The following is a 23,774-nucleotide window of genomic DNA, read 5'->3' as shown; positions in this document are numbered from 1 at the left end:
AGTGCGATAATTTCAGATATTAGTTTACAAATTACCGACAAAAGCTAATATGAAAATCCAGCCAAAATGCTGACTTTTTTGGCTAGGGCAACGATGAGTCACCAAAAATAATAGTCAAAACAGGTATTAATCGAAAATGACAAATACACAAATTGGATTTGTGTTATGTGAACGCATGCTAAGTTCCGGTCTCAGTCTGCCGATTGAAATGTGGAAAGCCGCAGCCAGCAGCTATTTAGCCGAGCAAAAAACAACATCCCACGCAGACACGCACAAAACGGAGACATCTGCGTTCAGGCCCTGTCGTCCGGAGAATATACTGAAAGTTCATACTATTGGCATAAATAACGAGCCCATCCTGACGCAAAGTGGCTTTAGCATTACCGCCGATACCACGCTTGCCGCAGACAGGCACTATGACGTTATCTATCTTCCTGCCCTGTGGCGCAACCCTCGAGCAGTGGTCAGACAAAAGCCTGAACTTCTGAAATGGTTGACCGAGCAGGCTGTGCGAGGAACCCGTATCGCTGCCGTCGGAACGGGCTGCTGTTTTCTGGCGGAGTCGGGATTGCTCAACGGAAAGCCCGCCACCACCCACTGGCACTACTTCAAACAATTCTCGCGCGACTACCCCAGCGTAAAATTACAAACCAAACATTTTCTCACGCAGGCCGATAATATTTACTGTGCCGCCAGCGTTAAGGCCCTGTCAGATCTGACGATTCATTTTATCGAAACGATATACGGGAAACGTGTAGCCACACATACTCAACGGACATTTTTCCATGAAATTCGTAGTCAGTTCGATCGCCAGTGTTACAGTGAAGAAAACAAACCGCATCCGGATGAAGATATTGTTCAAATTCAAACCTGGATAAAAGCCAACTGCGCCTCGGATATATCCATGCAGAATCTTGCCGATATGGCTGGCATGAGTTTGCGCAACTTCAACCGTCGCTTTAAAAATGCCACCGACATGTCTCCCCTGCAGTATTTATTAACCGCCAGAATTGAATCCGCCATGACAATGCTGCAATCCACCAATCTGTGCATTCAGGAGATCGCCAATGCGGTGGGATATCAGGATATTGCGCACTTTAATCGCCAGTTTAAGCATAAAACAACGGTTTCACCGGGGGATTACCGTAAGACCGTCCGGGCAAAGATGTTTAGTGCATAAACGCCGGTCATCTCTGATAATGAAAAGATGACCACGAGGAGGTTCAACGTGCAAGGCGTACCGGAACAGTTTAATGATGAAAGAGACAGAGCGCGCTTTCGCCATCTGGCGCAGCTGCCGGGCCTGGAGCTGTACCACGCGCACATTTCTGACTACGCCTTTGAGCCTCACACCCATGAAGCCTTCGGGATCGGCACGATTGAAACCGGTGCCGAACGCTTTCGCTATCGCGGTAGCCAGCATCTCGCGGCGGAAAAATCCGTCGTCACCATGAACCCGGACGAGATCCACACCGGTGAATCCGCCACCGAGGGCGGCTGGCGCTACCGGATGGTCTATATCGAACCCGCTCTGCTTGAAGAGGTGACCGGCCTCAGGCACTGGTGGTTTAGCGACGTGACCCGCCATGACCCGTTGCGCTCACAGCAAATCGGCAGGCTGATTTACGGCCTGTGGCACACGGACGATCCGCTTGCGCAAAAAGGATTACTGCTGGATCTGATTGAGACCTTCCAGCCTCTGGCCCATCACGCGCCGCAGGTCCAGGAAGGCGCGCACCGCTTCGAACGCGTACGCGAGTACCTGCACGACAACTACATGTACCCCCTGACGCTGGACGAGCTGGCCAGCGTCGTTTCACTCAGCCCGTATCATTTTCAGCGCCAGTTCAAAGCCCATTTTCACGTGACGCCACATCAGATGCTGATGGCCATTCGCCTCTGGCGCGCCAAAGCATTCCTCACGCACGGCATGCCCGCCGCAGAGGTCGCCGCCGCAACCGGGCTGACCGATCAGTCGCATCTCACCCGCGCGTTTACCCGCCGCTACGGCATTACGCCCGTGCGCTACCAGAAGCAGGTCATCCGGCGCTAATGCGCAATCTCATACAATACGCGCGTATTTTCCCCTCCTACACTGCATATAGCGTAAATACCTGTGGATGGAAAAATGATTAGTGGAGTGTTGTATGCCCTGCTGGCCGGGATGATGTGGGGTCTGATTTTCGTCGGCCCGCTGATCGTGCCCGAGTATCCGGCAATATTGCAGTCGACCGGACGTTATCTGGCGCTGGGGCTGATTGCCCTGCCTCTGGCGTGGCTGGGACGCGCGCGCTTGCGTCAGCTCAGCCGTCAGGACTGGGGTACCGCGCTGGCGCTGACCATGATGGGCAATCTTATCTATTACGTTTGCCTCGCGAGCGCCATTCAGCGTACCGGTGCGCCGGTATCGACCATGATTATCGGCACGCTGCCGGTCGTCATCCCCGTCTTTGCTAACCTGCTCTACAGCCAGCGCGATGGCAAACTGGCGTGGTCTAAAATGGCGCCGGCGCTGGTCTGCACTGCCCTGGGGCTGATATGCGTCAATATTGCCGAGCTGCGTCATGGCCAGGCGAATGTTGACCTGTGGCGTTACGGTTCTGGTATTCTGCTGGCGTTCATTTCCGTGGCGTGCTGGGCATGGTATGCCCTGCGCAACGCGCGCTGGCTGCGGGAGAACCCGGACAAGCACCCGATGATGTGGGCCACGGCGCAGGCGCTGGTCACGCTGCCCGTATCAGTCGTAGGGTATCTCGGCGCATGCCTCTGGCTGGGCCATCAGCAGCCGGACTTCGCCCAGCCTTTCGGGCCAAGACCGTGGGTGTTTATCGGCCTGATGGTGGCGATCGCCGTGCTGTGTTCATGGGTGGGCGCGCTGTGCTGGAATATTGCCAGCCAGAAGCTGCCGACGGTGATATTAGGGCCGCTGATTGTCTTCGAAACCCTGGCCGGACTGCTTTATACCTTTCTGATGCGCCAGAGCGTACCGCCGCTGTTCACGACCTGTGGGATCGTGCTGTTGGTGGTGGGGGTAGTGATGGCGGTGAGAGCGAAGCCGGAAAAACCGAGGGTTGTTCCGGCATCGGAGATGTGAGTATTGCCCGGCGGCGCTGCGCTTGCAGGGCCTACAAAACCGTAGGCCCGGTAAGGCGTAGCCGCCACCGGGCAAGCCCTTAAAACGTTTCCCAGTTCCCTTCAGACGCCGCCGCGACAGGCTGCGCTTTTGGCACATAGGTTTTTACCGGCGCCGCTTTTACCGCCTGGTTGCGGGTAATTTTGAACACCGCCACCGCTTCGTTCAGGCGTGCAGCCTGATCTTCCAGCGCCGCCGCCGCGGCCGCAGACTCCTCCACCAGCGAGGCGTTCTGCTGGGTCACGCGGTCCATTTCGGCTACCGCCTGGCCCACCTGATCGATACCACGGCTCTGCTCGTCAGAGGCCGAAGCAATTTCGCCCATGATGTCGGTGACGCGGGTGACCGCATTGACGATCTCTGCCATCGTCTCCCCGGCTTCGTTAACCAGCTGAGAGCCCGCGTTCACGCGTTCACCGGAATCGTCGATCAGCGCTTTAATCTCTTTCGCCGCCTGGGCGCTACGCTGGGCAAGAGTACGCACTTCGCCTGCCACAACTGCAAAACCACGGCCCTGCTCGCCCGCACGCGCGGCTTCCACCGCCGCGTTCAACGCCAGGATATTCGTCTGGAAAGCAATGCCGTCGATCACGTTAGTAATTTGCGCAATTTTGCTGGAACTGGTGGCGATTTCGTCCATCGTCCGCACGACGCCTTCAACCACGTTACCGCCCTTCTTCGCCGTTGAGGAGGCATCCAGTGCCAGACGGGAAGCCTGACGCGCGTTATCAGCGTTCTGCTTCACGGTCGCCGTCAGCTGTTCCATGCTGGCTGCCGTCTCTTCCAGAGACGCGGCCTGCTGCTCGGTGCGGGAAGAGAGATCGTTACTGCCTGCAGAGATTTCGCCTGCACCGGTGTAAATGGTATCCGCACCTTCACGCACCACGCCCACGGTGTTCGCCAGCGAGGTTTGCATCTCCTGAACGTTGCGCGCAAGGATGGCCATTTCATTATTACCGTCTGCCTGAATCGGCTGGGTGAGATCGCCTGCAGCAATAGCGCGAATATGGTTAATCACCTCTTCAAGAGGCAGCAGCAGCACGCGGCGCATGGCGATCCAGCTGGAGATAATCACCACAATCACCAGCAGCATAACCGCAGAGAGGATCCACAGGATGCGCTTGTAGTCGCTTTCATTGTCCTGGATGCCTTTATCGGTAAGCATTGCCTGCGCTTCGCGCCATTCACGATATACCGTCTGCATCGCGTTTTGTTTCTGTTCGGCATTCTGCTTGAACATATCTTCCAGATTGCCCTGGCTCAGCAGAACGTTCATTTGCGTCAGCGTTGCAGAGTAAATGCGGTACTGCTCTTCGAGTTGGTTGGTCAGGTTCTCATCCAGGCCTGGCGTGTTCGGCAGGGCATAGTATTTATCGTAATGAACCTGCGCTTCAGTCAGCAGATTTTTCGCCGTGGTCACCAGCTCATTCAGCTGACCGCCGTTAATTTGTGAGGCCATGCTGCTTTGCAGGCGCAGCATCCCGCGGTTCAGGGTGACGCGAGCCTGGTTCAGACTGATCCACGCATCGGTAAACTCCGCCACGTTCTTGCTGGAGAGCTGCGACACGGTGAAGTTATCTTTATCGTTATTCAGGGCGTTGATAAAGATACCAGCGGAAATCACTTGCATGATGCCGAGCACAAGCAGCACCGAAATCAGAAGGGTAATGACTTTTATACGTTTAAACATGCGTTGCCTTTGTTATATGCAGGTTTGTCTGACGTGGATATATCGGCAGGCGCGGCGGGTTGTTTACTGTTCCTCCACCTTTAAAAAGTTTCGAAACCACTTTCCTGAGCCCATTCAGAGAGTTAAAAGTGGGATTTTTTTGTGATCCACATCTCACTTTCCCCCTTCCCTCTAAAGGGTTATAGCGCTGGCCTAAAGATGCATTTAATATGCACCTTATAATATTGATGACGAGGTAACTGCTATGGCCTTTCGCGACCAACCCCTTGGCGAGCTGGCGCTCTCCATTCCTCGCGCTTCTGCGCTGTTCCGTAAATACGATATGGACTACTGCTGCGGCGGTAAGCAAACACTGGAGCGTGCGGCCTCACGCAAAGAGCTGGACGTTGAGGTTATTGAAGCAGAGCTGGCGCAGCTGGCCGAGCAGCCCATCGACAAAGACTGGCGAACCGCCCCGCTCGCGGAAATCATCGACCATATCATCGTGCGTTATCATGACCGTCACCGTGAGCAACTGCCGGAACTGATTCTTCAGGCGACCAAAGTCGAGCGCGTCCATGCCGACAAACCTACCGTACCGCGCGGTCTGGCAAAGTACCTGACCCTGCTGCACGAAGAGCTTTCAAGCCACATGATGAAGGAAGAGCAGATCCTCTTCCCGATGATTAAACAGGGTATGGGAAGCCAGGCGATGGGGCCCATCAGCGTGATGGAAAGCGAGCATGATGACGCGGGCGAACTGCTGGAAGTGATCAAACACACCACCCACAACGTTACGCCGCCGGCAGAAGCGTGCACAACGTGGAAAGCGATGTACAACGGCATTAACGAGATGATTGACGACCTGATGGAACACATCAGTCTCGAGAACAACGTTCTGTTCCCGCGGGCATTAGCGGGGGAATAAAAAAGGCCGCTGCGGCCTGATGCCCCCACCCCGCCCCTCTGCCACGGGAGAGGGTGCAAAAACTAAAAACGGCAACCGAAGTTGCCGTTTTGCTTTTACCGTACGCCTGCCATACGTTTCTTACCGATAAACACCCAGCCCAGCCCCAGCGCGATAAACCACAGCGGCGTGACGATGAGTGCCTGACGGGTATCATCTTCCAGCGTCAGCAGAACCAGCACGAAGACGAAGAACGCCATACACACCCAGCACATCAGCTTGCCCAGCGGCATCTTGTAGATCGATTTCTCATGCAGATGTGGGCGCTGCTTGCGGTACACCAGATATGAACAGAGGATGATGGTCCAGACGAACATAAACAGGATCGCTGAGACCGTGGTGATCATGGTGAACGCGCCAATCACGCTTGGGTTCACGTAGAGCATCACCACGCCGCCCAGCAGGCACATGCAGGAGAAGGTCAGCCCTTTTGCCGGTACGGCACGCTTAGAGAGCTTGGCGAACGCGCTCGGCGCTACGCCTTCCTGCGCCAGGCCAAACAGCATACGGCTGGTGGAGAACACGCCGCTGTTCGCGGAAGATGCCGCAGAGGTCAGCACCACGAAGTTAATCAGGCTCGCGGCAGCAGGCAGGCCTACCAGCACGAACAGCTCAACGAACGGGCTCTTGGTTGGCACCACGGAGCTCCACGGCGTCACGGACATAATGACGATCAGCGCGAAGACGTAGAACATGATGATACGCAGCGGAATAGAGTTTATCGCGCGCGGGAGAGACTTCTCGGGATCTTTGGTCTCCGCTGCCGTCGTGCCCACCAGCTCAATGCCCACGAACGCAAATACCGCGATCTGGAAGCCGGCAAAGAAGCCGCTAATACCTTTCGGGAACCAGCCGCCGTCATTCCACAGATGGGTAAACGATGCCTGAACGCCGGTTGGTGACTGGAAGTGGGTGAGCACCATCACCAGGCCCACCACGATGAGCCCGACAATGGCCACGATTTTGATCATCGCGAACCAGAACTCCATCTCACCGAACATTTTAACGGTGGCGAGGTTCAGGCTCAGCAGCAGAACAATAACCGCCAGCGAGGCGACCCAGTCCGACAGACCCGGGAACCAGAACTGCGCGTAGGCGGTAATCGCCACGACGTCCGCCATACCGGTGACAACCCAGCAGAACCAGTAGGTCCAGCCGGTGAAATAGCCCGCCCACGGCCCGAGCAGGTCAGAAGCGAAGTCGCTAAAGGATTTGTATTCGAGGTTCGAGAGCAGCAGTTCACCCATTGCACGCATCACGAAGAACAGCATAAAACCGATAATCATATAAACGAATATGATTGACGGCCCGGCGAGACTAATAGTTTTGCCTGACCCCATAAACAGCCCGGTACCGATGGCACCCCCGATGGCAATGAGCTGAATATGACGGTTTGTGAGATTGCGCCGTAGCGACTGTTCAGACGACGCCCCTTCGTCGGCGACGACTTTAACCTGATCTACCATGTGATATTTTCCTGTTTATGCCTGTCTGTGTTGTTAAGGCTCTTCTGGCCTTTAAATACGTCAAAAGATGACGTTCCCTTGTAAGGGCTAATCGATATTAGGTAAGAATCGGCGGGATGAATACTATGATTTAGATATTATGTTAATAATATGTTGAAAGTGAGTGTCATATCACTCATGCAGCGCGAAACAGCTCACAAAAATACACGCAACAGTTTCGTTTGCAAGATAAAATGTTGATTGCACCATAACTATAGGTTTTTACACTATTTTCCTCTCCCCAACCGGAGAGAGGAAATAAGAAAAGTCGATTACAGAATTTCCAGCAGCTCGACTTCAAAGACCAGGGTGCTGAATGGCGGGATGGACGCACCAGCGCCGCGCTCGCCGTAGGCCAGGTTATGCGGAATAGTCAGTTCCCATTTGGAACCGACTGGCATCAGGGTCAGCGCTTCAATCCAGCCTGCGATAACGCCGTTCACCGGGAACTCAGCCGGTTCGCCGCGCGCCACGGAGCTGTCGAACACGGTACCGTCGATCAGCTTACCGGTGTAGTGTACGCGAACGTGGTCGGTACGCGCCGGGATTGTGCCGTCACCCTGATTGATCACGCGGAACTGCAGACCAGACTCGGTGCTGTTCACGCCTTCACGCTCACGGTTCTCTTCCAGATATTTCACACCTTCGGCGGCCATCTCTTCAAAGCGTGCGCGACGCACGGCGTCAGCACGCTCGTGGATTTCACGCAGCGCACGGTGCACAACGTCAACCGGAACGGCAGGCTGTTTGCCTTCCAGTGCGTCAGCGATACCCGCCACCAGCGCTTCTGGTAACAGACCTTCCAGGCCGGATTCGCTCAGCTGCTGTCCTACCTGCAAGCCGATACCGTAACTTGCCTGCGCTTCGATAGTGTCAAAAGTCGGGGTGGTCATGGGTTTTCCTTCCATCACATTTAAAGTAGCGGGCAGCATATCAGCCATGCCCTTATGGGTAAAACTTTGTCTGAAGTTAAGGTGACAAACCGCGACGAAACAGAAACAATAGAGATAACCAGGATTAATCCCGAACTGATGTCACGGATGTCGGGTTTGCTACGCCGTTCAGGCAGTTAGCAAACTATACTTCGGAACACAGGATAAAAAAGACGCGGAGCAGGAGGAGTGCCATGCCCGGGCGATTTGAACTGAAACCTACCCTGGCGAAAATCTGGCAGGCGCCGGACAATTTTCGCATCATGGACCCGCTGCCTCCTCTGCATCGCAGAGGGATTATCATTGGCGCGCTGATGGTGATCGTGGGCTTCCTGCTTCCTTCCGGGAGCAATGATGTCGATACCGTACCCGTTACCCGGAATGCCCAACTGGACATTCAGTCGCAGACGCGACCGCAGCCTGACGCACAGCCGATGCAAACGCAGCTTGTCACCCCGTCTAACGATCCGGGTCAGGTTGCACCGGTTGAGCCAGAGCCCATTCAGGATGAACAACCACAGGATCAAGCCGCCGCTCAGCCTCAGACGCAACAGCCTACCGGCATCGAGCAACAGTGGCGTTCCTATCGCGTGGAGCCGGGCAAAACCCTGGCACAGCTGTTCCGCGACCATAACCTGCCGCCAACCGACGTGTATGCCATGGCGAAGGTGGAAGGTGCAGGTAAGCCGCTCAGTAACCTGCAGAATGGACAGATGGTGCAGGTTCGTCAGAATGCCAGCGGTGTGGTGACAGGATTAACGATTGATACAGGAAACGGACAACAGGTGCTGTTTACCCGCCAGCCAGACGGCAGTTTTATCAGGGCGCGTTAAGGGCCCGGAGCTGTAAAAAGCAAAACGCCGGCACAAGGCCGGCGTTTCAACGTGAGCAGAGTAAAAAATTACTCAGCTACAACGTTAACAACCAGTTTAGCGAACACTTCGCTGTGAACCTGGAAGTCAACTTCGTGCTCACCAGTGGTACGCAGAACGCCGTTCGGCAGACGAACTTCGCTCTTAGCCACTTTAACGCCTGCAGCAGTTACTGCATCAGCGATATCGCGGGTACCGATGGAACCGAACAGTTTACCTTCGTCGCCTGATTTAGACGCGATGGTAACGGTGCCCAGTGCGTTGATTGCTTCAGCGCGAGCGTTAGCAGCCGCCAGAACGTCAGCCAGTTTGGCTTCCAGTTCAGCGCGACGTGCTTCGAAAAACTCTACGTTTTTCTTGGTAGCTGGAACAGCTTTACCCTGTGGAACCAGGAAGTTACGTGCGTAACCCGCTTTAACGTTAACCTGATCACCCAGGCTGCCCAGGTTTGCTACTTTATCAAGCAGAATAACTTGCATTACCTTATCCTCTTAAAGTCGTATTAATGGACCGTGCCCGATTACTGATGACGATCAGTGTACGGCAGCAGGGACAGGTAGCGAGCGCGTTTGATAGCGCGAGCCAGCTGACGCTGGTATTTTGCACGAGTACCGGTGATACGGCTTGGGACAATCTTACCGCTTTCGGTGATGTAGTTTTTCAGCGTTGCGATATCTTTATAGTCGATCTCTTGAACGCCTTCCGCGGTGAAACGGCAGAACTTGCGACGACGGAAATAACGTGCCATATGGCTAGTCTCCAGAATCTATCAAATCAATCTGCTCGGCATGCAGAACCATTTTGCTCAGGCCGTTCTTTGCCTTGTGGCAAGAGATGAACCCCTGAACGATTACTGCGCTACCGACCGTTAAACTGTGAGTAATGGCCTGGTTTTCGTGTCCGCTAATAATAACGGGCATTTGGCACCACGCCTGCCGGTGAAACCCGGCTTCCTCTTGCACAGAACGATGCTCAAGCACGAACTGGCAATGCGGAATTCCTGATGGACTGACCTTTCGAAGGGGAGCCCTGCATACGATGCCGGACAACGCCAGACGGTTGGTCATCAGAAATTACTCTTCAGAATCCCCAGCATCAGAATCATCTGCGGTTTCGTTTGCGAAATCATCGCGACGCTCACGGCGCTCGTCTTTCGCTTTAACCATCGGAGATGCTTCGGTAACTGCGTTTTTGGTACGCATAACCATGCTGCGGATAACGGCATCGTTGAAGCGGAAGGTAGTTTCCAGCTCATCGATAACTTCCTGCGGCGCTTCAACGTTCATCAGAACGTAGTGTGCTTTGTGCAGTTTGTTGATCGGGTAAGCCAGCTGACGGCGGCCCCAGTCTTCCAGACGGTGGATCGTACCTTCTGCACCAGTGATGGCAGCAGAGTAACGCTCGATCATACCCGGAACCTGTTCGCTCTGGTCAGGATGGACCATAAAAACGATTTCGTAATGACGCATCGAATTGCTCCTTACGGATTATTCAGCCTCCTGTCTGGGTCAGCCGAGGCCCGGGGAGGCAAGGAACGTGTTAAAGGTCGGCTGAAAAATTGACGCGTCATAATACTTGCGCGCCCCTGGAAACTCAAGCTGATTGCACAAATAATTCGCACAAAGCGCGAAGCGGGTCTAAGTAGGTGATTTAAAATTGGTCACATCCGGAAGCGTTGTTTTTTTGAACAACTGCATCAGAAATGGTCACGCATCCCCGCTGGATGAGTGATTACACTTTAATCAGAAATCACCTGAATTAAAGAAGGAGCATCCCCCCTCTCGCAGCACGTAGTCGTGGAGCGCATATCATGAAAAAAATCGCATTAGCCATAATGGCGGCGCTTTTGCTCAGTGCAAACGCGATGGCAGCCATCAAGATAGACAGCCGACAGGCCAGAAACATGGATGATGTGCAAAGCTTGGGCGTCATTTACATCAATCATAATTTCGCCACGGAAAGTGAAGCAGATCAGGCCCTAAACGAAGAAACCGATGCGCAGGGCGCAACCTATTACCACGTCATGTTAACCCGTGAGCCCGGCAGCAACGGCAACATGCACGCCAGTGCAGATATTTACCGATAACGCTTTAACGCTAGCACCAGGAAAGCCAACAACGAGAACATAGCCATAGTTGACGTTGCCCCCTGCCCGGGGGCTTTTTTTTGAGAAAGGCTCCGGAATACCATCGGCATAAGCCCCCCTGAGCTCCTCCAGAAGCTGGAAGATCAGGGAGTTAAGGTGCTGCGCATTTAAAGGTACTGGCGGAAAAATGCCACCGTGGCGTCCAGCGCCGCTGGCGTGATGCGGTGGCGGACGCCAGGTTCCCACAGGCAGGTCAGATTACCGTCCAGTCCTTCATTCATTAACGCCTGCTGCAGACGGAAGGTTCCCTCGGGCGGGACCACATCATCCGCATCACCGTGCCATAGCAGCAGTGGGCGATCGGCCACGCGCGGCAATGACCGGGACACATCCCACTCTTCGAGCGTCGCGGTGATTTCCGCTAATTCCTTAGGGGGAAAGAGCGTCTTCGCCAGCGACGTAAAATAGCCCGAGCCCATCAGGCAGGCGACCGACTTCACTTCCGGATGATGCGTCATAATCCCCAGCGCCGTCATACCGCCCATCGACGCCCCGGCGACAGCCAGACGATTGTCGGCCACCAGCCCTGCCTTATACAGCGCATCGCGCACCCCGGCAAACTCGGTCAGACTCCCGTGCAGAGTGTGCCAGAACTGCCCAAGACGCGCCTGTTCGTTACCCAAAAAGCGTGCACCGTGGTCGGGTGCATCAGGCATCACTACCCGAAACCCCGCCTGCGCCAGCGCGACGGCAAAATAACTGTAAACCAGCTTCGATGAGGTAAACCCATGATAAAAAACCACAACAGGCAGCGGTTTATCACGTTTACCCGCTGGCATCGCGTGTAAAATTTCATGGTCGCCGAGGTGGCGTATTTCAATTTCAATCATTGTCGACCCTGTGCGAATGTATGATTCATAATGTTGAGAACTGGGTTACGCTTTCACGTCATTTTCATTCGAAATATACGTCCCAGATAACACTTCGGGAACATTCCCCCAAAACTAAATTCACAGACAACTACACTATGGCTATCAGGAAACGAGATATGGTTATGCGCAGGTTTGCTGCTTTAGTGCTGGTGTTTCTGCTCAGTGGCTGTAGCGCGCTGCAGGGAACGCCGCAACCCGCTCCACCGGTCGCCGATCATCCACAGGAGATTCGTCGTAATCAGACGGAAGGATTACAACGAATGGGCACGATTTCCGCGCTGGTACGCGGCTCCCCGGATGACGCAGAAGCGGCAATAAAAGCACAGGCCGTCGCCGCCAAAGCAGATTATTACGTCATCATTATGATCGACGAAACCATCATAACGGGACAGTGGTATTCACAGGCCATTTTGTACCGTAAATAATGGTTTTCCTTTGAACGAGATTTACACTGCTTTGCGTCCATAGACATTTTCCTGTCCACAATAAACTCCATGCCCGCGTCAATGGAAGGGAGTTTATTCGCGAAGGATTGCCCGGCGGATACCGGAGATATGTGAAATGGAGCTGACGATGAAACGAACTCTTGCTTTGACCTCTCTGTTGCTCTCAGCAGGCCTGGTGAGCACCACCGCGCAGTCAGCAGAATTCGCCAGTGCTGACTGTGTGACTGGCCTGAATGAAATTGGCCAGATCTCCGTGAATAATATCTCGGGGAGCCCGCAGGACGTTGAACGCGTTGTGGCATTAAAGGCCGATGAGCAGGGTGCTTCATGGTATCGCATCATCCAGATGCAGGAAGATCACCACATCGACCACTGGCGAGTACAGGCCATTCTTTACGTGTAATATCCCTCCTGATAAAAGCCACTTATTTTTAGTGGCTTTTCGTTTTTGCAAATCTTTTATCGTATGAAAAACCAATCAATAACAAGAAAATAACATTTTGTTACATTAATTCAGTAAACGTAATCCCCGCTCTGCCGTTGAAGAACCATACCTTTTCAATGATGAGCAATTTATGATCAACGTTTTTCGCCGTGCAGGCCTGGGGGCAAAGCTGTCGCTGCTTACGGGCATCAGTGTCGCCACGCTGTTTCTGCTTTTCACTTTTCTGCTCAGTCAAAAAGCCAGCCAGCAGCTTGAAGCCCTCGCCGTCGAAGATCTGCATAATCAGTCCACAGGCATGGTCGACATGGTGCAGATGTTTAATACCAGCCTGAGCGAAGAAGTCGAAAGCTACACCAAACTGTTTACGACATTTCTGCCCCAGCCTTTTAGCGTCGATACTCAGCAGCCCCGGACCATTAACGGGCTCACCGTACCCCTACTGAAAGGGGGAGACGCTGAACTCCATGAAAATACCTCTTTTTCCGATGATTTTCTGAGCCGTACGGGAGCAATCTCCACGCTGTTTGTACGCAGCGGTAACGACTTTGTTCGCGTCGCCACCTCCCTGCGCAAAGAGAACGGCGAGCGGGCGATGGGCACCGTGCTGGATACCACCAGCCCGGCCTTTGCCGCCGTCAACAGAGGGGAAGTCTACCGTGGCCTGGCGCTGCTGTTTGGCAAACGCTATATCACCCAGTATCAGCCGGTTAAAAACGCCGAAGGCCAGGTCATTGCGATCGTCTTTGTTGGCGTGGACATTACGCATTCCTGGAACGTCATGCGCGAGAAAATCCTCACCCGCCGCCTGGGCGAGAGCGGCCACTTCTTCGTGCTGGATCGCAGCAACGGCAAAACGCGCGGGCAATACCTGTTCCATGCCGGTGAAGAGGGACAGCTGCCGAAGTGGGACGGCGCGACGCAGCAACAGCTTTTGAGTGACAAGCCCGGCACGCTGGAACGCGTAAGCGACGACGGCCGCACGCTGAAAATGGCCTATACCCCGCTGCCAGGCTGGAACTGGACTATCGTCGGCGAAGTGGATAAATCGGTGCTGCTTTCAAGCGTTACCGCCATGCGCGATCGCTTCCTGCTGGCCGGCGTGGTCTTATCCATCCTGTTTGCTGGCCTGTTCGTGATTCTTATTCGCCGCGTGCTGACCCGACCGCTGCGCAAAGTGATCCATCTTGCCCGGCAATATGCCGCAGGGGATCTCCGTTCCAGCCTGCCCGTGACGCGCCAGGACGAAGTCGGCCAGCTGATCGACGCCATCAACGGCATCGGCGGCGGCCTGCAAAAAATTGTCCTGCAGGTCCGCGAGGCCGCTGGCGAGATCCATTTGGGCACCAACGCGCTGGCCGCCGACACCGGCGAGATTTCAGAGCAGATCAACAAGCAGGCGAGCAGCGTGGAAGAGACCTCCGCCAGCATGGAGCAGCTGGCCGCCACCGTGCAGCAAAATGCCGCCAACATGGAGCAAACGCAGCAGCTGGTCGGTGAAACCTCGCTCGCGGTCCATCAGGGCGGTGAGACGGTCACCCACGCGGTGTCGACCATGGACGATATTCGCGAAGCGTCAAAACGCATCGAAGACATCACGCGCGTGATCGAATCCATCGCTTTCCAGACCAATATTCTGGCGCTGAATGCGGCAGTGGAAGCGGCCCGCGCGGGTGAGCACGGAAAAGGGTTTGCGGTAGTCGCGCAGGAAGTTCGCGCCCTGGCGGGACGCAGCGCTAACGCGGTGAAGGAGATTGAACAGCTGATTGGCGATACGCTCAGAAAAGTGAGTGAGGGCCATGCGCTGTCTGAAAAGACCCGCCTGGCGATGGATGACATCATCATTCATATCGATAACATCAGCCAGCTGGTCACCGAGATTAACCATGCCTCACGCGAGCAGTCCGCAGGGATTGGCCAGGTTAATCTCGCCATGACCCACATTGGCGAAGCGTCGCATATCAATGCGGATCGCATCTCACGCAGCGAACAAACGGCTCAAACGCTGCGCGAGAAGGGATCACATCTGGCCCAGCTGGTGAGTCTGTTCCAGCTAAAAGGCTAGCCAACTCTGCCCGTCGCACGCAGCAGCAGGTCGCTTTGCACCTGCTCGCTCATCAGCGTGCCGCCACGGGTATCGAGCATCATGCGGCACCACGCCTGCGCCACCGGAGGCGACGCGTGCCGCAGCATTTCGCTCCCGGCACCCAGCAGGAAAAGCTGCTGCGCGATCTCCCGCCCCTGCGCCTCCTGCGGTTTACGCAGTTTTTGCTGAAGCTGTCGCCAGCTGCGGTCGAAGTGTCTGTCCTGCCCTTTTACCTGTGCAAACTCATCGGCAAGCAGATCGTGAATCCCCGGCTGCTTCGCCAGCACGCGCAGCACGTCCAGGCACATGATATTTCCTGAACCTTCCCAGATACTGTTCACCGGCATCTCTCGGTACAGGCGGGGAAGTTCGCTCTCTTCGCAATATCCGATCCCGCCCAGCACCTCCATCGCCTCCGCGACAAACGGGATGCCCGCTTTGCACACGCTAAACTTCGCGGCCGGGGTAAACAGCCGCGCCCATGCCGCCTCCTGCGGATCCGTGCGTTTATCCCACGCCCGCGCCAGGCGAAACAGCAGCGCCGTTTGCCCCTCCAGCACCAGCGCCATCCGGCTTAGCACTTCGCGCATGAGCGGCTGATCGATAAGATTTTTGCCGAAGGTCTGGCGCTGATGCGCATGGTACAGCGCCACGGACAGCGCCCGACGCATCAGTCCGTGGCTGCCCAGCGCGCAGTCAAAGCGCGTCAGACCGCCCATTTTGAGGATCTGCCGTACCCCTTCGCCCTCTTCCCCCAGAAGCCAGCCGGAGGCATCGAGGAACTCCGCCTCGCTGCTGGCGTTGGAGCGGTTCCCGAGCTTGTCCTTGAGGCGCTCAAGACGCACGGCGTTGCGCTGTCCGTCAGGTAAAAAGCGCGGCACAAAAAAGCAGGACAACCCGCCCTTCGCCTGTGCCAGCACCAGATGCGCATCGCTTTGCGGGACGGAGAAAAACCATTTATGCCCCACCAGCCGGTAGCTGCCGTCGCTGCATTTTTCCGCTTTGGTGGTGTTGCTCAGCACGTCCGAGCCGCCCTGTTTTTCCGTCATCCCCATACCGATCAGCAGGCCGCGCTTTTGCGCGCCAGGAGCCAGATGCGGATCGTAGCGATCGCTGAGCAGCGGCGTCAGCCAGTCGTGAAATATTTTGGGAAGCGCCTGCTGCAGGAGCGGCGTGGCGGCAAACGTCATGGTGACCGGGCAAAGCGTGCCCGCTTCCACCTGAGCATGAAGCACAAAGCGTGCGGCCCGCGCGACAAACGACCCTTTACGCGCCTCCTCTTCCCATGCCAGGTTATGCACCCGATTGGCACACAGCCCCTGCATCAGCAGGTGCCACGCCGGGTGAAAGCGAACGTCATCCAGGCGCTCTCCGGTGGCGTCATAGCGAAGCAACTCCGGCGGATTCACGTTCGCCAGCCTGCCCAGCTCCAGCGACTCTGCGGTACCTAACTGCTGCCCGATGCTGGCGAGCAGCTCAACATCCCACTCGGCCCCCTCGCGCGAAACTGCGTCACGCAGCGCGCAGTCCGAAAGGAAAAGGTTGCTGTTGGAAAGCGGTGCGGGTTGATTGAAAACGGTATGGGTCTGCCAGTGCATACTGTCTCCCTCCTTCAGTGGCAATGACGATAAGTATGGACAGACCGCGCACGCGCTGCATGGGAGGGGAGTCACACGTTCACGATCCCGCTGATATCATTCGTGAAATAGCTCACAGAACATAAGAATAAACTATTTCATGACTCCGCTTTTGTTGAATAATTTATTCTCCCCCCCTTTCAGTGAGGAAAGTTATGCAACCGGATGCGCACAAGCGAGCATTAATTGCCGGCTCCATTGGTAACTTTATCGAGTGGTATGAGTTTGCGGTCTACGGTTTTCTGGCGACCGTCATTGCGAAGAACTTCTTCCAGCTTGAAGGGGAAGCGGGACTCACCAGCCTGATCCTCACCTACGCCTCATTCGCCATCGCCTTCTTCTTCCGTCCGCTGGGCGCGGTGGTGTTTGGCCGCATCGGTGACCGAATTGGCCGTAAGCCGACGCTCATTATTGTGCTGGTGCTCATGACGCTGGCCACCGCCGCCATCGGCATTGTGCCGGTCTATGCCAGCATCGGCATTGCCGCACCGCTGATCGTTACGCTGCTTCGCATCCTGCAGGGACTGTTCGCCGGCGGCGAGTACGGCGGTGCGGTCTCGCTGATGACGGAGTTCGCCCCGCGCGGCAGGCGCGGCCTCTACGGCGCGTGGCAGTCCTTTACCGTGGCGCTGGGCTTGTTAGCGGGCGCAGGCATCGTGGCGCTGCTCTCCGCCCTCCTCACGCCTGAAGCCCTGCACGACTGGGGCTGGCGCATTCCTTTCTTCCTGGCGCTGCCCATGGGCGCTGTTGCGCTGTGGCTTCGCGTCAGCATGGAGGAGACGCCCAGCTTTGTGCAGCAGCAGGACAAACCGGCTGTCGCTAAGGCGGATATTGCCGCCACGCTCCGGGCCATCGTGATGGGGATTGGGCGCGTAATGGTCTGGTCTGCGGCGGGTTACACTTACCTGGTGATTATGCCGACCTATCTGCAGTCGGCGCTACACACCGGGTTTAACCAGGCGCTGCTGATCGCGGTGATTTCGAACATTGGGTTTGCGCTAACCATCATTCCGTCGGGGATCCTGAGCGATAGGATCGGGCGTCGCACGGTGATGATTATCGCCACCGCGCTGCTGCTGATCCTCGCCCTGCCGCTGCTGAAACTTCTGCAGGCGGAGTCCAGCACGCTGGCGGTGAAAGCGATAGTGGTATTAATTGCGGGCGGTCTGGTGGGCATGCTGGCGGGGCCAGGCCCGGCGATGCTCTCTGAGATGTTCCCGACGCGCGTGCGCTATACCGGGCTGGGGCTGGCCTACTCGTTATCGAACGCGATTTTCTCGGGATGCGCAGGGTTAATCATTACCGGGCTGATTAAGCAGACGGGCAACCTGGATATTCCGGCGTATTACGTGATGGCAACGGCGGTGGTGAGTATTTTCGCGCTGATGACTCTGAGGAAGGATGACCATTTGCGGTCGTTAGAGGAGTGAGGTTGTTTTGCCGGGTGGCGGCTTCGCCTTACCCGGCCTACAAAACCGTAGGCCCGGTAAGCGAAGCGCCACCGGGCGAAAATCAGCTACGCTGACGCACCGCTTCAAACAGGCAAATACCCGTCGCAACAGACACGTTCAGGGAGGACACGCTGCCCGCCATCGGGATGCTGATCAGCTCATCGCAGTGCTCGCGGGTCAGACGACGCATGCCTTCACCTTCCGCCCCCATCACCAGCGCCAGACGGCCGGTCATTTTGCTCTGATACAGGGTATGATCTGCTTCACCGGCGGTACCGACGATCCAGATGTTCTCTTCCTGCAGCAGACGCATGGTGCGCGCCAGGTTGGTCACGCGGATCAGCGGAACGTTTTCCGCCGCGCCGCAGGCCACTTTCTTCGCCGTCGCGTTCAGCTGCGCGGAGCGATCTTTCGGCACGATCACCACATGCACGCCCGCCGCATCCGCGCTGCGCAGACACGCGCCGAGGTTGTGCGGATCGGTTACGCCATCGAGGATCAGGAAGAATGGGTTATCCAGCTCAGCGATCAGATCCGGCAGATCGTTTTCCTGATACTGACGGCCCGGCTTCACGCGGGCAATAATGCCCTGGTGCACCGCGCCTTCACTTTTTTCATCCAGAAACTGGCGGTTCGCCAGCTGGATCACCACACCCTGCGCTTCCAGGGCATGGATCAGCGGCATCAGACGTTTATCTTCACGCCCTTTCAGAATAAACACTTCCTGAAAACGCTCCGGTGCGCGCTCGAGAAGGGCCTGCACCGCGTGGATGCCGTAAATCATTTCACTCATTGATGGTTCTCGTAATAAGTATTTCCCCTCCCCCCGTTGGGGAGAGGGTCAGGATGAGGGGAGATTTTACTCCGCCTGCTTTTTCTTGGCCGCGCGCTTCGCTTTGGTGGCGGCCGCTATTTTCTGTGTCTTCGCGGAAGGTTTCTTCGCTGAACGGGCTTCTTTCTTCGCCGCCTTCGGCTTCTGCTTCTTCTCACCGCGGAACGCGCTGTCCGGCTCGAAGTTCACCTTCTTACCGGCCTGACGGCGCTTGCCGCTCGTTTTGCCGTTTCCGCCTTTTTTCGCTCTTTCGCGCTCGGTTTTACCGACGTTACGCAGGGCGCGCTCGCTGGAGATCAGGCTGAAGTCGATTTTACGGTCGTCCATATTCACGGCCTCAACCTTCACTTCCACGCGGTCGCCCAGACGATAGGTCTGGCCGCCAGATTCGCCGATCAGACGCTGGCCGACCTGGTCGAAGCGGTAGTAGTCGTTATCCAGGCTGGAGACGTGCACCAGACCGTCGATAAACAGTTCATCCAGACGAACGAAGAAGCCAAAGCCGGTCACGCTGGCAATCACGCCTTTAAACACGTTACCCACCTGGTCCAGCATAAAGTCACACTTCAGCCAGTCCGCAACGTCGCGGGTGGCTTCATCGGCACGGCGTTCGGTCATGGAGCAGTGCTGACCCAGCTGCAGCATCTCTTCCATCGAATAGTGGTAGCCACCGGTTTCAGTGGTGTTCCCTTTATGGCCCTGCTCCTGCGCCAGCAGATACTTGATCGCACGGTGCAGGGAGAGGTCAGGATAACGACGGATCGGCGACGTAAAGTGGGCGTAAGACTGCAGCGCCAGGCCGAAGTGTCCGCGGTTTTCCGGATCGTAAATCGCCTGCTTCATTGAGCGCAGCAGCATCGTCTGCAGCATTTCTGCATCAGGACGATCGCTAATGGATTCCAGCAGCTCGGCGTAATCGCGCGGCTCTGGCTTGTTGCCGCCCGGCAGCTCCAGGCCCAGTTCAGCCAGCACGGAGCGGAACGCGGTGATGGCTTCCGTCGACGGTTTATCGTGGATACGGAACAGCGCAGGCTCTTTGGCTTTCTCAACGAAGCGTGCCGCCGAGATATTCGCCAGAATCATACATTCTTCGATCAGCTTGTGCGCATCATTACGCTGGGTCTGTTCGATACGCTCAATGCGGCGCTCGGCGTTGAAGATAAATTTCGCTTCTTCACTCTCAAACGAGATCCCGCCGCGCTCTTCGCGCGCCTGATCCAGCGTTTTGTAGAGGTTATGCAGCTCTTCGATGTGTTTGACCAGCGGCGCGTACTGTTCGCGCAGATCCTGGTCGCCCTGCAGCATATGCCAGACCTTGGTATAGGTCAGACGCGCGTGCGAGCTCATCACCGCTTCGTAGAACTTGTAGCCGGTTAAGCGCCCTTTGGTGGAGATGGTCATCTCGCAAACCATACAGAGGCGATCAACCTGCGGGTTCAGGGAACACAGGCCGTTAGAGAGCACTTCCGGCAGCATCGGCACGACCTGGGACGGGAAGTAGACCGAGGTACCGCGGCTGCGCGCTTCGTTATCCAGCGGAGTGTGCGGACGAACATAGTAGCTTACGTCTGCAATAGCGACCCACAGACGCCAGCCGCCGCCGCGTTTTTTCTCGCAGTAGACGGCGTCATCGAAGTCACGGGCGTCTTCACCGTCGATCGTAACCAGCGGCAGGGAGCGGAGATCCACGCGGCCCACTTTGGATTCTTCCGGCACTTCTTCACGCAGGCTTTCGATCTGCTCTTCAACCGCTTTCGGCCAGATGTACGGAATTTCGTGGGTGCGCAGCGCCATATCAACGGCCATGCCGGTGCCCATATTATCGCCCAGCACTTCGACGATTTTACCTACCGCTTTGGTGCGACGGGTTGGGCGCTGGGTAAGTTCCACCACCACCACAAAGCCCATGCGGGCGCCCATCACTTCTTCAGGTGGGATCAGGATGTCGAAGCTCAGACGGCTGTCGTCCGGCACCACGAACCCAACGCCCGCGTCGGTAAAGTAGCGGCCGACAATCTGGCTGGTTTTTGGCACCAGAACGCGCACGACGCGCGCTTCTCGGCGACCTTTACGGTCGGCGCCCAGCGGCTGTGCCAGGATCTGGTCGCCGTGGATGCACATTTTCATCTGTTCAGATGAGAGATACAGATCGTCTTTACGGCCTTCCACGCGCAGGAAGCCGAAGCCATCGCGGTGACCAATGACGGTCCCTTTCAGCAGATCGAGGCGTTCCGGCAGCGCGTAGCACTGGCGGCGGGTAAAGACCAGTTGCCCGTCGCGCTCCATCGCGCGCAGGCGGCGGCGAAGGGCTTCAATCTGCTCTTCACCTTCAATATTTAATTCAACGGCAAGTTCTTCACGATTGGCGGGTTTTTCGCGTTTTGTTAAGTGTTCAATGATGAACTCGCGGCTGGGGATAGGATTCGCGTATTTTTCGGCTTCGCGTTCCTGGAAAGGATCGTGTGACATGTCGGTTCCTCCGTTGTCAGCTCCGGTGGAAATTTTCTTCATTCCACCAGCAATAATTTATAAAGCGGTTGATTCTCTTCAACCAAATCGGCCAGCGTGTAGTTATCCAGTTCCATGAGAAAACTTTGCACGGCCTTAGAAAGCGCCTGTTTCAGGCGGCAAGCGGGCGTGATGTGGCAGAACTCGCTGCTGCAGTTCACCAGAGACAGCGGCTCCAGTTCACGTACCACATCGCCAACACGAATACTCTGTGCCGGTTTACCGAGACGGATCCCACCATTCTTCCCGCGGACGGCAGCAACGTATCCGGCACGACTAAGTTGATTGATTATTTTGACCATATGATTACGGGATACGCCGTAGACCTCTGTCACTTCAGAGATACTGGTCATCTTCCCCTCGGGTAACGACGCCATGTAAATCAGCGCACGTAAGCCGTAATCGGTGAAACTTGTTAACTGCACATCAACCTCAGGAAAAAGGGAAATCGCGGACAAACCGCAGAGATATTCATTAATGATGATAAACCAGCCAGATAGTTAGCGGCTAATTTATTTGACAGACGGGGCGAAAAAGCGGAGATCCAGGAGCGGTCGCCGGATGGCGCTACACTTATCCGGCCTACGGGTCTCCCCGCAGGCCAGCAGTCACGAAGATTATGCGTCGAACGGGTCGCGCAGGATCATCGTTTCAGTACGATCCGGGCCGGTAGAAATAATATCGATCGGCACTTCGGTCAGTTCTTCAATGCGCTTGATGTAATCCAGCGCCGCCTGCGGCAGGCCGCTACGCTCTTTCACACCGAAGGTGGTCTCAGACCAGCCCGGCATGGTTTCGTAGATTGGCTCAATGCCTTCCCAGTCGTCAGCAGCCAGCGGAGTGGTGGTCACTTCGCGGCCATCTGGCATACGGTAGCCGACGCAGATTTTCACTTCTTTCAGGCCGTCCAGTACGTCCAGCTTGGTCAGGCAGAAGCCAGACAGGGAGTTGATCTGCACAGCACGACGCACTGCAACCGCATCCAGCCAGCCGGTACGACGACGACGACCGGTGGTCGCGCCAAACTCGTTACCCTGCTTGCACAGGAACTCGCCGGTTTCATCAAACAGTTCGGTCGGGAATGGACCCGCACCCACGCGAGTGGAGTACGCTTTGATGATGCCCAGGACGTAATCCACATAACGTGGACCCAGGCCAGAGCCGGTCGCCACGCCACCCGCGGTGGTGTTAGAGGAGGTGACGTACGGATAGGTACCGTGGTCGATGTCCAGCAGCGTACCCTGCGCACCTTCGAACATGACGAAATCGCCACGCTTGCGCGCCTGGTCCAGCAGATCGGACACATCAACAACCATACCGGTCAGAATGTCTGCAATCGCCATGACGTCATCCAGCACTTTCTGGTAGTCAACAGCGTCAGCTTTATAGAAGTTCACCAGCTGGAAGTTGTGATATTCCATCACTTCTTTCAGTTTTTCAGCGAAGGTCGCTTTGTCGAAGAGATCGCCCACGCGCAGACCGCGGCGTGCAACTTTATCTTCGTAAGCCGGGCCGATACCACGACCGGTGGTGCCGATCGCTTTCGCGCCACGCGCTTTCTCACGCGCTACGTCCAGCGCCACGTGATAATCCAGGATCAGCGGGCAGGCTTCGGAGAGCAGCAGACGCTCACGAACAGGGATACCACGGTCTTCCAGACCTTTCATCTCTTTCATCAGCGCCGCTGGAGACAGCACAACGCCGTTACCGATGATGCTGGTGACGTTTTCGCGAAGAATGCCTGATGGAATAAGATGGAGGACGGTTTTTTCACCGTTGATTACGAGAGTATGGCCTGCGTTGTGACCGCCCTGGTAGCGCACAACATATTTAGCCCGTTCAGTCAGAAGATCAACAATCTTCCCTTTACCTTCGTCACCCCATTGGGTGCCCAGTACGACGACGTTGTTACCCATTTTTTTCAAAATCACCGTTTGCTTAAAAATGGATTCTACCATCGCTTTTTCAGATATACAGCACTTTTTGACCTCAAAATACGCCGATTGCGCCTACTTTTTGATCAGCCAATCGTTTTCCTCAACATGTAGTAGATCACGATGCCCGCAACCACAAGACCGCCGCCAAAACGACGTAAAATATTATCCGGCAGTTGGCTCATGGTGGCGATCATTCGACGCCAGCCGCGTGGATAGAGCATCGGTCCCAGGCCTTCAAGCACCAGGACCAGGGCCAGCGCGAGCCAGATCGTTGAATTCATTTTTGTTCCTTATAAAAGAAAACCACCGCTCCGTTGAGAGCGGTGGTTTGAATACTCA

24 protein-coding genes are annotated in these 23,774 nt (G+C 55.9%); 10 read left to right on the top strand and 14 right to left on the bottom strand.

The features are described from left to right. The first annotated feature begins 136 nt into the window (after nt 1–136). The 3 genes from PUP35_RS02125 to PUP35_RS02115 all read left to right on the top strand — a co-directional run bounded on the left by PUP35_RS02125 (nt 137) and on the right by PUP35_RS02115 (nt 3,094). Entirely contained in the window at nt 137–1,180 is a 1,044-nt protein-coding gene (locus PUP35_RS02125; protein ID WP_274241841.1) for a GlxA family transcriptional regulator, read from the top strand. A gap of 48 nt (nt 1,181–1,228) precedes the next feature. Continuing rightward, entirely contained in the window at nt 1,229–2,053 is an 825-nt protein-coding gene (locus PUP35_RS02120) for an AraC family transcriptional regulator (protein WP_274241840.1), read from the top strand. A 75-nt stretch (nt 2,054–2,128) separates the two neighbouring features. Continuing rightward, a complete protein-coding gene (locus tag PUP35_RS02115) occupies nt 2,129–3,094 on the top strand; it encodes a DMT family transporter (protein WP_274241839.1) in 966 nt (321 codons plus the stop codon). Between the two features lie 79 nt (nt 3,095–3,173). Here the strand turns inward: PUP35_RS02115 and PUP35_RS02110 are convergent, their stop codons facing one another. Next, the gene (locus PUP35_RS02110; RefSeq protein ID WP_111965380.1) at nt 3,174–4,823 is read right to left on the bottom strand and encodes a methyl-accepting chemotaxis protein; all 1,650 of its coding nucleotides are present in this window, start codon (nt 4,821–4,823) and stop codon (nt 3,174–3,176) included. Nucleotides 4,824–5,067: 244 nt separating this feature from the next. Here PUP35_RS02110 and ytfE point away from each other — a divergent pair, with 244 nt between their 5' ends. Further along, on the top strand, nt 5,068–5,730 hold the full coding sequence (ytfE, locus tag PUP35_RS02105; RefSeq protein ID WP_115876618.1) for an iron-sulfur cluster repair protein YtfE: 663 nt from the start codon (nt 5,068–5,070) through the stop codon (nt 5,728–5,730). A 95-nt stretch (nt 5,731–5,825) separates the two neighbouring features. On the opposite strand, the gene cycA is transcribed toward ytfE, so the two are convergent. Continuing rightward, nucleotides 5,826–7,235, bottom strand: coding sequence for a D-serine/D-alanine/glycine transporter (cycA, locus tag PUP35_RS02100; RefSeq protein WP_115876619.1), 1,410 nt, complete (start codon nt 7,233–7,235; stop codon nt 5,826–5,828). A gap of 311 nt (nt 7,236–7,546) precedes the next feature. Next, on the bottom strand, nt 7,547–8,167 hold the full coding sequence (gene fklB, locus PUP35_RS02095) for an FKBP-type peptidyl-prolyl cis-trans isomerase (protein ID WP_274241838.1): 621 nt from the start codon (nt 8,165–8,167) through the stop codon (nt 7,547–7,549). Nucleotides 8,168–8,400: 233 nt separating this feature from the next. Between fklB and PUP35_RS02090 the strand changes: the two genes are divergently transcribed. Then, on the top strand, nt 8,401–9,039 hold the full coding sequence (locus tag PUP35_RS02090) for an OapA family protein (protein ID WP_271369014.1): 639 nt from the start codon (nt 8,401–8,403) through the stop codon (nt 9,037–9,039). Nucleotides 9,040–9,107: 68 nt separating this feature from the next. Here PUP35_RS02090 and rplI read toward each other — a convergent pair whose 3' ends face one another. Genes rplI through rpsF form a run of 4 tightly spaced genes read right to left on the bottom strand, consistent with a single transcriptional unit; the run spans nt 9,108 to nt 10,547 of the window. Further along, nucleotides 9,108–9,557, bottom strand: coding sequence for a 50S ribosomal protein L9 (gene rplI, locus PUP35_RS02085; RefSeq protein ID WP_024907318.1), 450 nt, complete (start codon nt 9,555–9,557; stop codon nt 9,108–9,110). 41 nt (nt 9,558–9,598) lie between these two features. After that, nucleotides 9,599–9,826, bottom strand: coding sequence for a 30S ribosomal protein S18 (rpsR, locus tag PUP35_RS02080; protein WP_000135199.1), 228 nt, complete (start codon nt 9,824–9,826; stop codon nt 9,599–9,601). 4 nt (nt 9,827–9,830) lie between these two features. Further along, nucleotides 9,831–10,145, bottom strand: a complete 315-nt coding sequence (gene priB, locus PUP35_RS02075) for a primosomal replication protein N (protein ID WP_008502895.1) — start codon at nt 10,143–10,145, stop codon at nt 9,831–9,833. 6 nt (nt 10,146–10,151) lie between these two features. Next, complete coding sequence (rpsF, locus tag PUP35_RS02070; protein WP_014068637.1) at nt 10,152–10,547, bottom strand: 30S ribosomal protein S6; 396 nt, start codon at nt 10,545–10,547, stop codon at nt 10,152–10,154. A 341-nt stretch (nt 10,548–10,888) separates the two neighbouring features. Here rpsF and yjfY point away from each other — a divergent pair, with 341 nt between their 5' ends. After that, nucleotides 10,889–11,164, top strand: coding sequence for a DUF1471 family protein YjfY (yjfY, locus tag PUP35_RS02065; protein WP_010427445.1), 276 nt, complete (start codon nt 10,889–10,891; stop codon nt 11,162–11,164). A 167-nt stretch (nt 11,165–11,331) separates the two neighbouring features. Here yjfY and yjfP read toward each other — a convergent pair whose 3' ends face one another. Then, on the bottom strand, nt 11,332–12,054 hold the full coding sequence (gene yjfP, locus PUP35_RS02060) for an esterase (protein ID WP_274241837.1): 723 nt from the start codon (nt 12,052–12,054) through the stop codon (nt 11,332–11,334). A 137-nt stretch (nt 12,055–12,191) separates the two neighbouring features. On the opposite strand from yjfP, the gene bsmA reads away from it, so the two are divergent. The 3 genes from bsmA to PUP35_RS02045 all read left to right on the top strand — a co-directional run bounded on the left by bsmA (nt 12,192) and on the right by PUP35_RS02045 (nt 15,049). Then, nucleotides 12,192–12,521, top strand: a complete 330-nt coding sequence (gene bsmA / locus PUP35_RS02055) for a biofilm peroxide resistance protein BsmA (RefSeq protein WP_111965385.1) — start codon at nt 12,192–12,194, stop codon at nt 12,519–12,521. Nucleotides 12,522–12,657: 136 nt separating this feature from the next. Beyond that, on the top strand, nt 12,658–12,945 hold the full coding sequence (gene yjfN, locus PUP35_RS02050) for a DUF1471 family protease activator YjfN (protein ID WP_111965386.1): 288 nt from the start codon (nt 12,658–12,660) through the stop codon (nt 12,943–12,945). Between the two features lie 172 nt (nt 12,946–13,117). Beyond that, the gene (locus tag PUP35_RS02045; RefSeq protein ID WP_274241836.1) at nt 13,118–15,049 is read left to right on the top strand and encodes a methyl-accepting chemotaxis protein; all 1,932 of its coding nucleotides are present in this window, start codon (nt 13,118–13,120) and stop codon (nt 15,047–15,049) included. Here PUP35_RS02045 and PUP35_RS02040 read toward each other — a convergent pair. Continuing rightward, nucleotides 15,046–16,668 carry an isovaleryl-CoA dehydrogenase gene (locus tag PUP35_RS02040; RefSeq protein WP_274241835.1) on the bottom strand — a complete coding sequence of 541 codons (1,623 nt, stop codon included), beginning with the start codon at nt 16,666–16,668 and terminating at the stop codon, nt 15,046–15,048. The genes PUP35_RS02045 and PUP35_RS02040 overlap by 4 nt on opposite strands. 194 nt (nt 16,669–16,862) lie before the next feature. Between PUP35_RS02040 and PUP35_RS02035 the strand changes: the two genes are divergently transcribed. Beyond that, nucleotides 16,863–18,137: an MFS transporter gene (locus PUP35_RS02035; protein ID WP_274241834.1), complete on the top strand. Its 1,275-nt coding sequence runs from the start codon at nt 16,863–16,865 to the stop codon at nt 18,135–18,137. An 82-nt stretch (nt 18,138–18,219) separates the two neighbouring features. Here PUP35_RS02035 and rlmB read toward each other — a convergent pair whose 3' ends face one another. The 5 genes from rlmB to PUP35_RS02010 form a co-directional block, all read right to left on the bottom strand. After that, complete coding sequence (gene rlmB, locus PUP35_RS02030; protein WP_274241833.1) at nt 18,220–18,951, bottom strand: 23S rRNA (guanosine(2251)-2'-O)-methyltransferase RlmB; 732 nt, start codon at nt 18,949–18,951, stop codon at nt 18,220–18,222. Between the two features lie 66 nt (nt 18,952–19,017). After that, on the bottom strand, nt 19,018–21,459 hold the full coding sequence (gene rnr / locus PUP35_RS02025; protein WP_274241832.1) for a ribonuclease R: 2,442 nt from the start codon (nt 21,457–21,459) through the stop codon (nt 19,018–19,020). A 38-nt stretch (nt 21,460–21,497) separates the two neighbouring features. Beyond that, the gene (gene nsrR / locus PUP35_RS02020; protein WP_111965420.1) at nt 21,498–21,923 is read right to left on the bottom strand and encodes a nitric oxide-sensing transcriptional repressor NsrR; all 426 of its coding nucleotides are present in this window, start codon (nt 21,921–21,923) and stop codon (nt 21,498–21,500) included. 192 nt (nt 21,924–22,115) lie between these two features. Then, nucleotides 22,116–23,414, bottom strand: a complete 1,299-nt coding sequence (locus tag PUP35_RS02015; RefSeq protein ID WP_006178975.1) for an adenylosuccinate synthase — start codon at nt 23,412–23,414, stop codon at nt 22,116–22,118. A gap of 104 nt (nt 23,415–23,518) precedes the next feature. Beyond that, nucleotides 23,519–23,716: a DUF2065 domain-containing protein gene (locus tag PUP35_RS02010; RefSeq protein ID WP_274241831.1), complete on the bottom strand. Its 198-nt coding sequence runs from the start codon at nt 23,714–23,716 to the stop codon at nt 23,519–23,521. Nucleotides 23,717–23,774 lie beyond the last annotated feature (58 nt).

The sequence above is a fragment of the Enterobacter sp. S-33 genome, from assembly GCF_028735835.1.
Lineage (GTDB): Bacteria > Pseudomonadota > Gammaproteobacteria > Enterobacterales > Enterobacteriaceae > Enterobacter > Enterobacter vonholyi.
The sequence above is the reverse complement of the archived record's forward strand: the minus strand, read 5'-3'. Positions and strand labels throughout refer to the sequence as shown.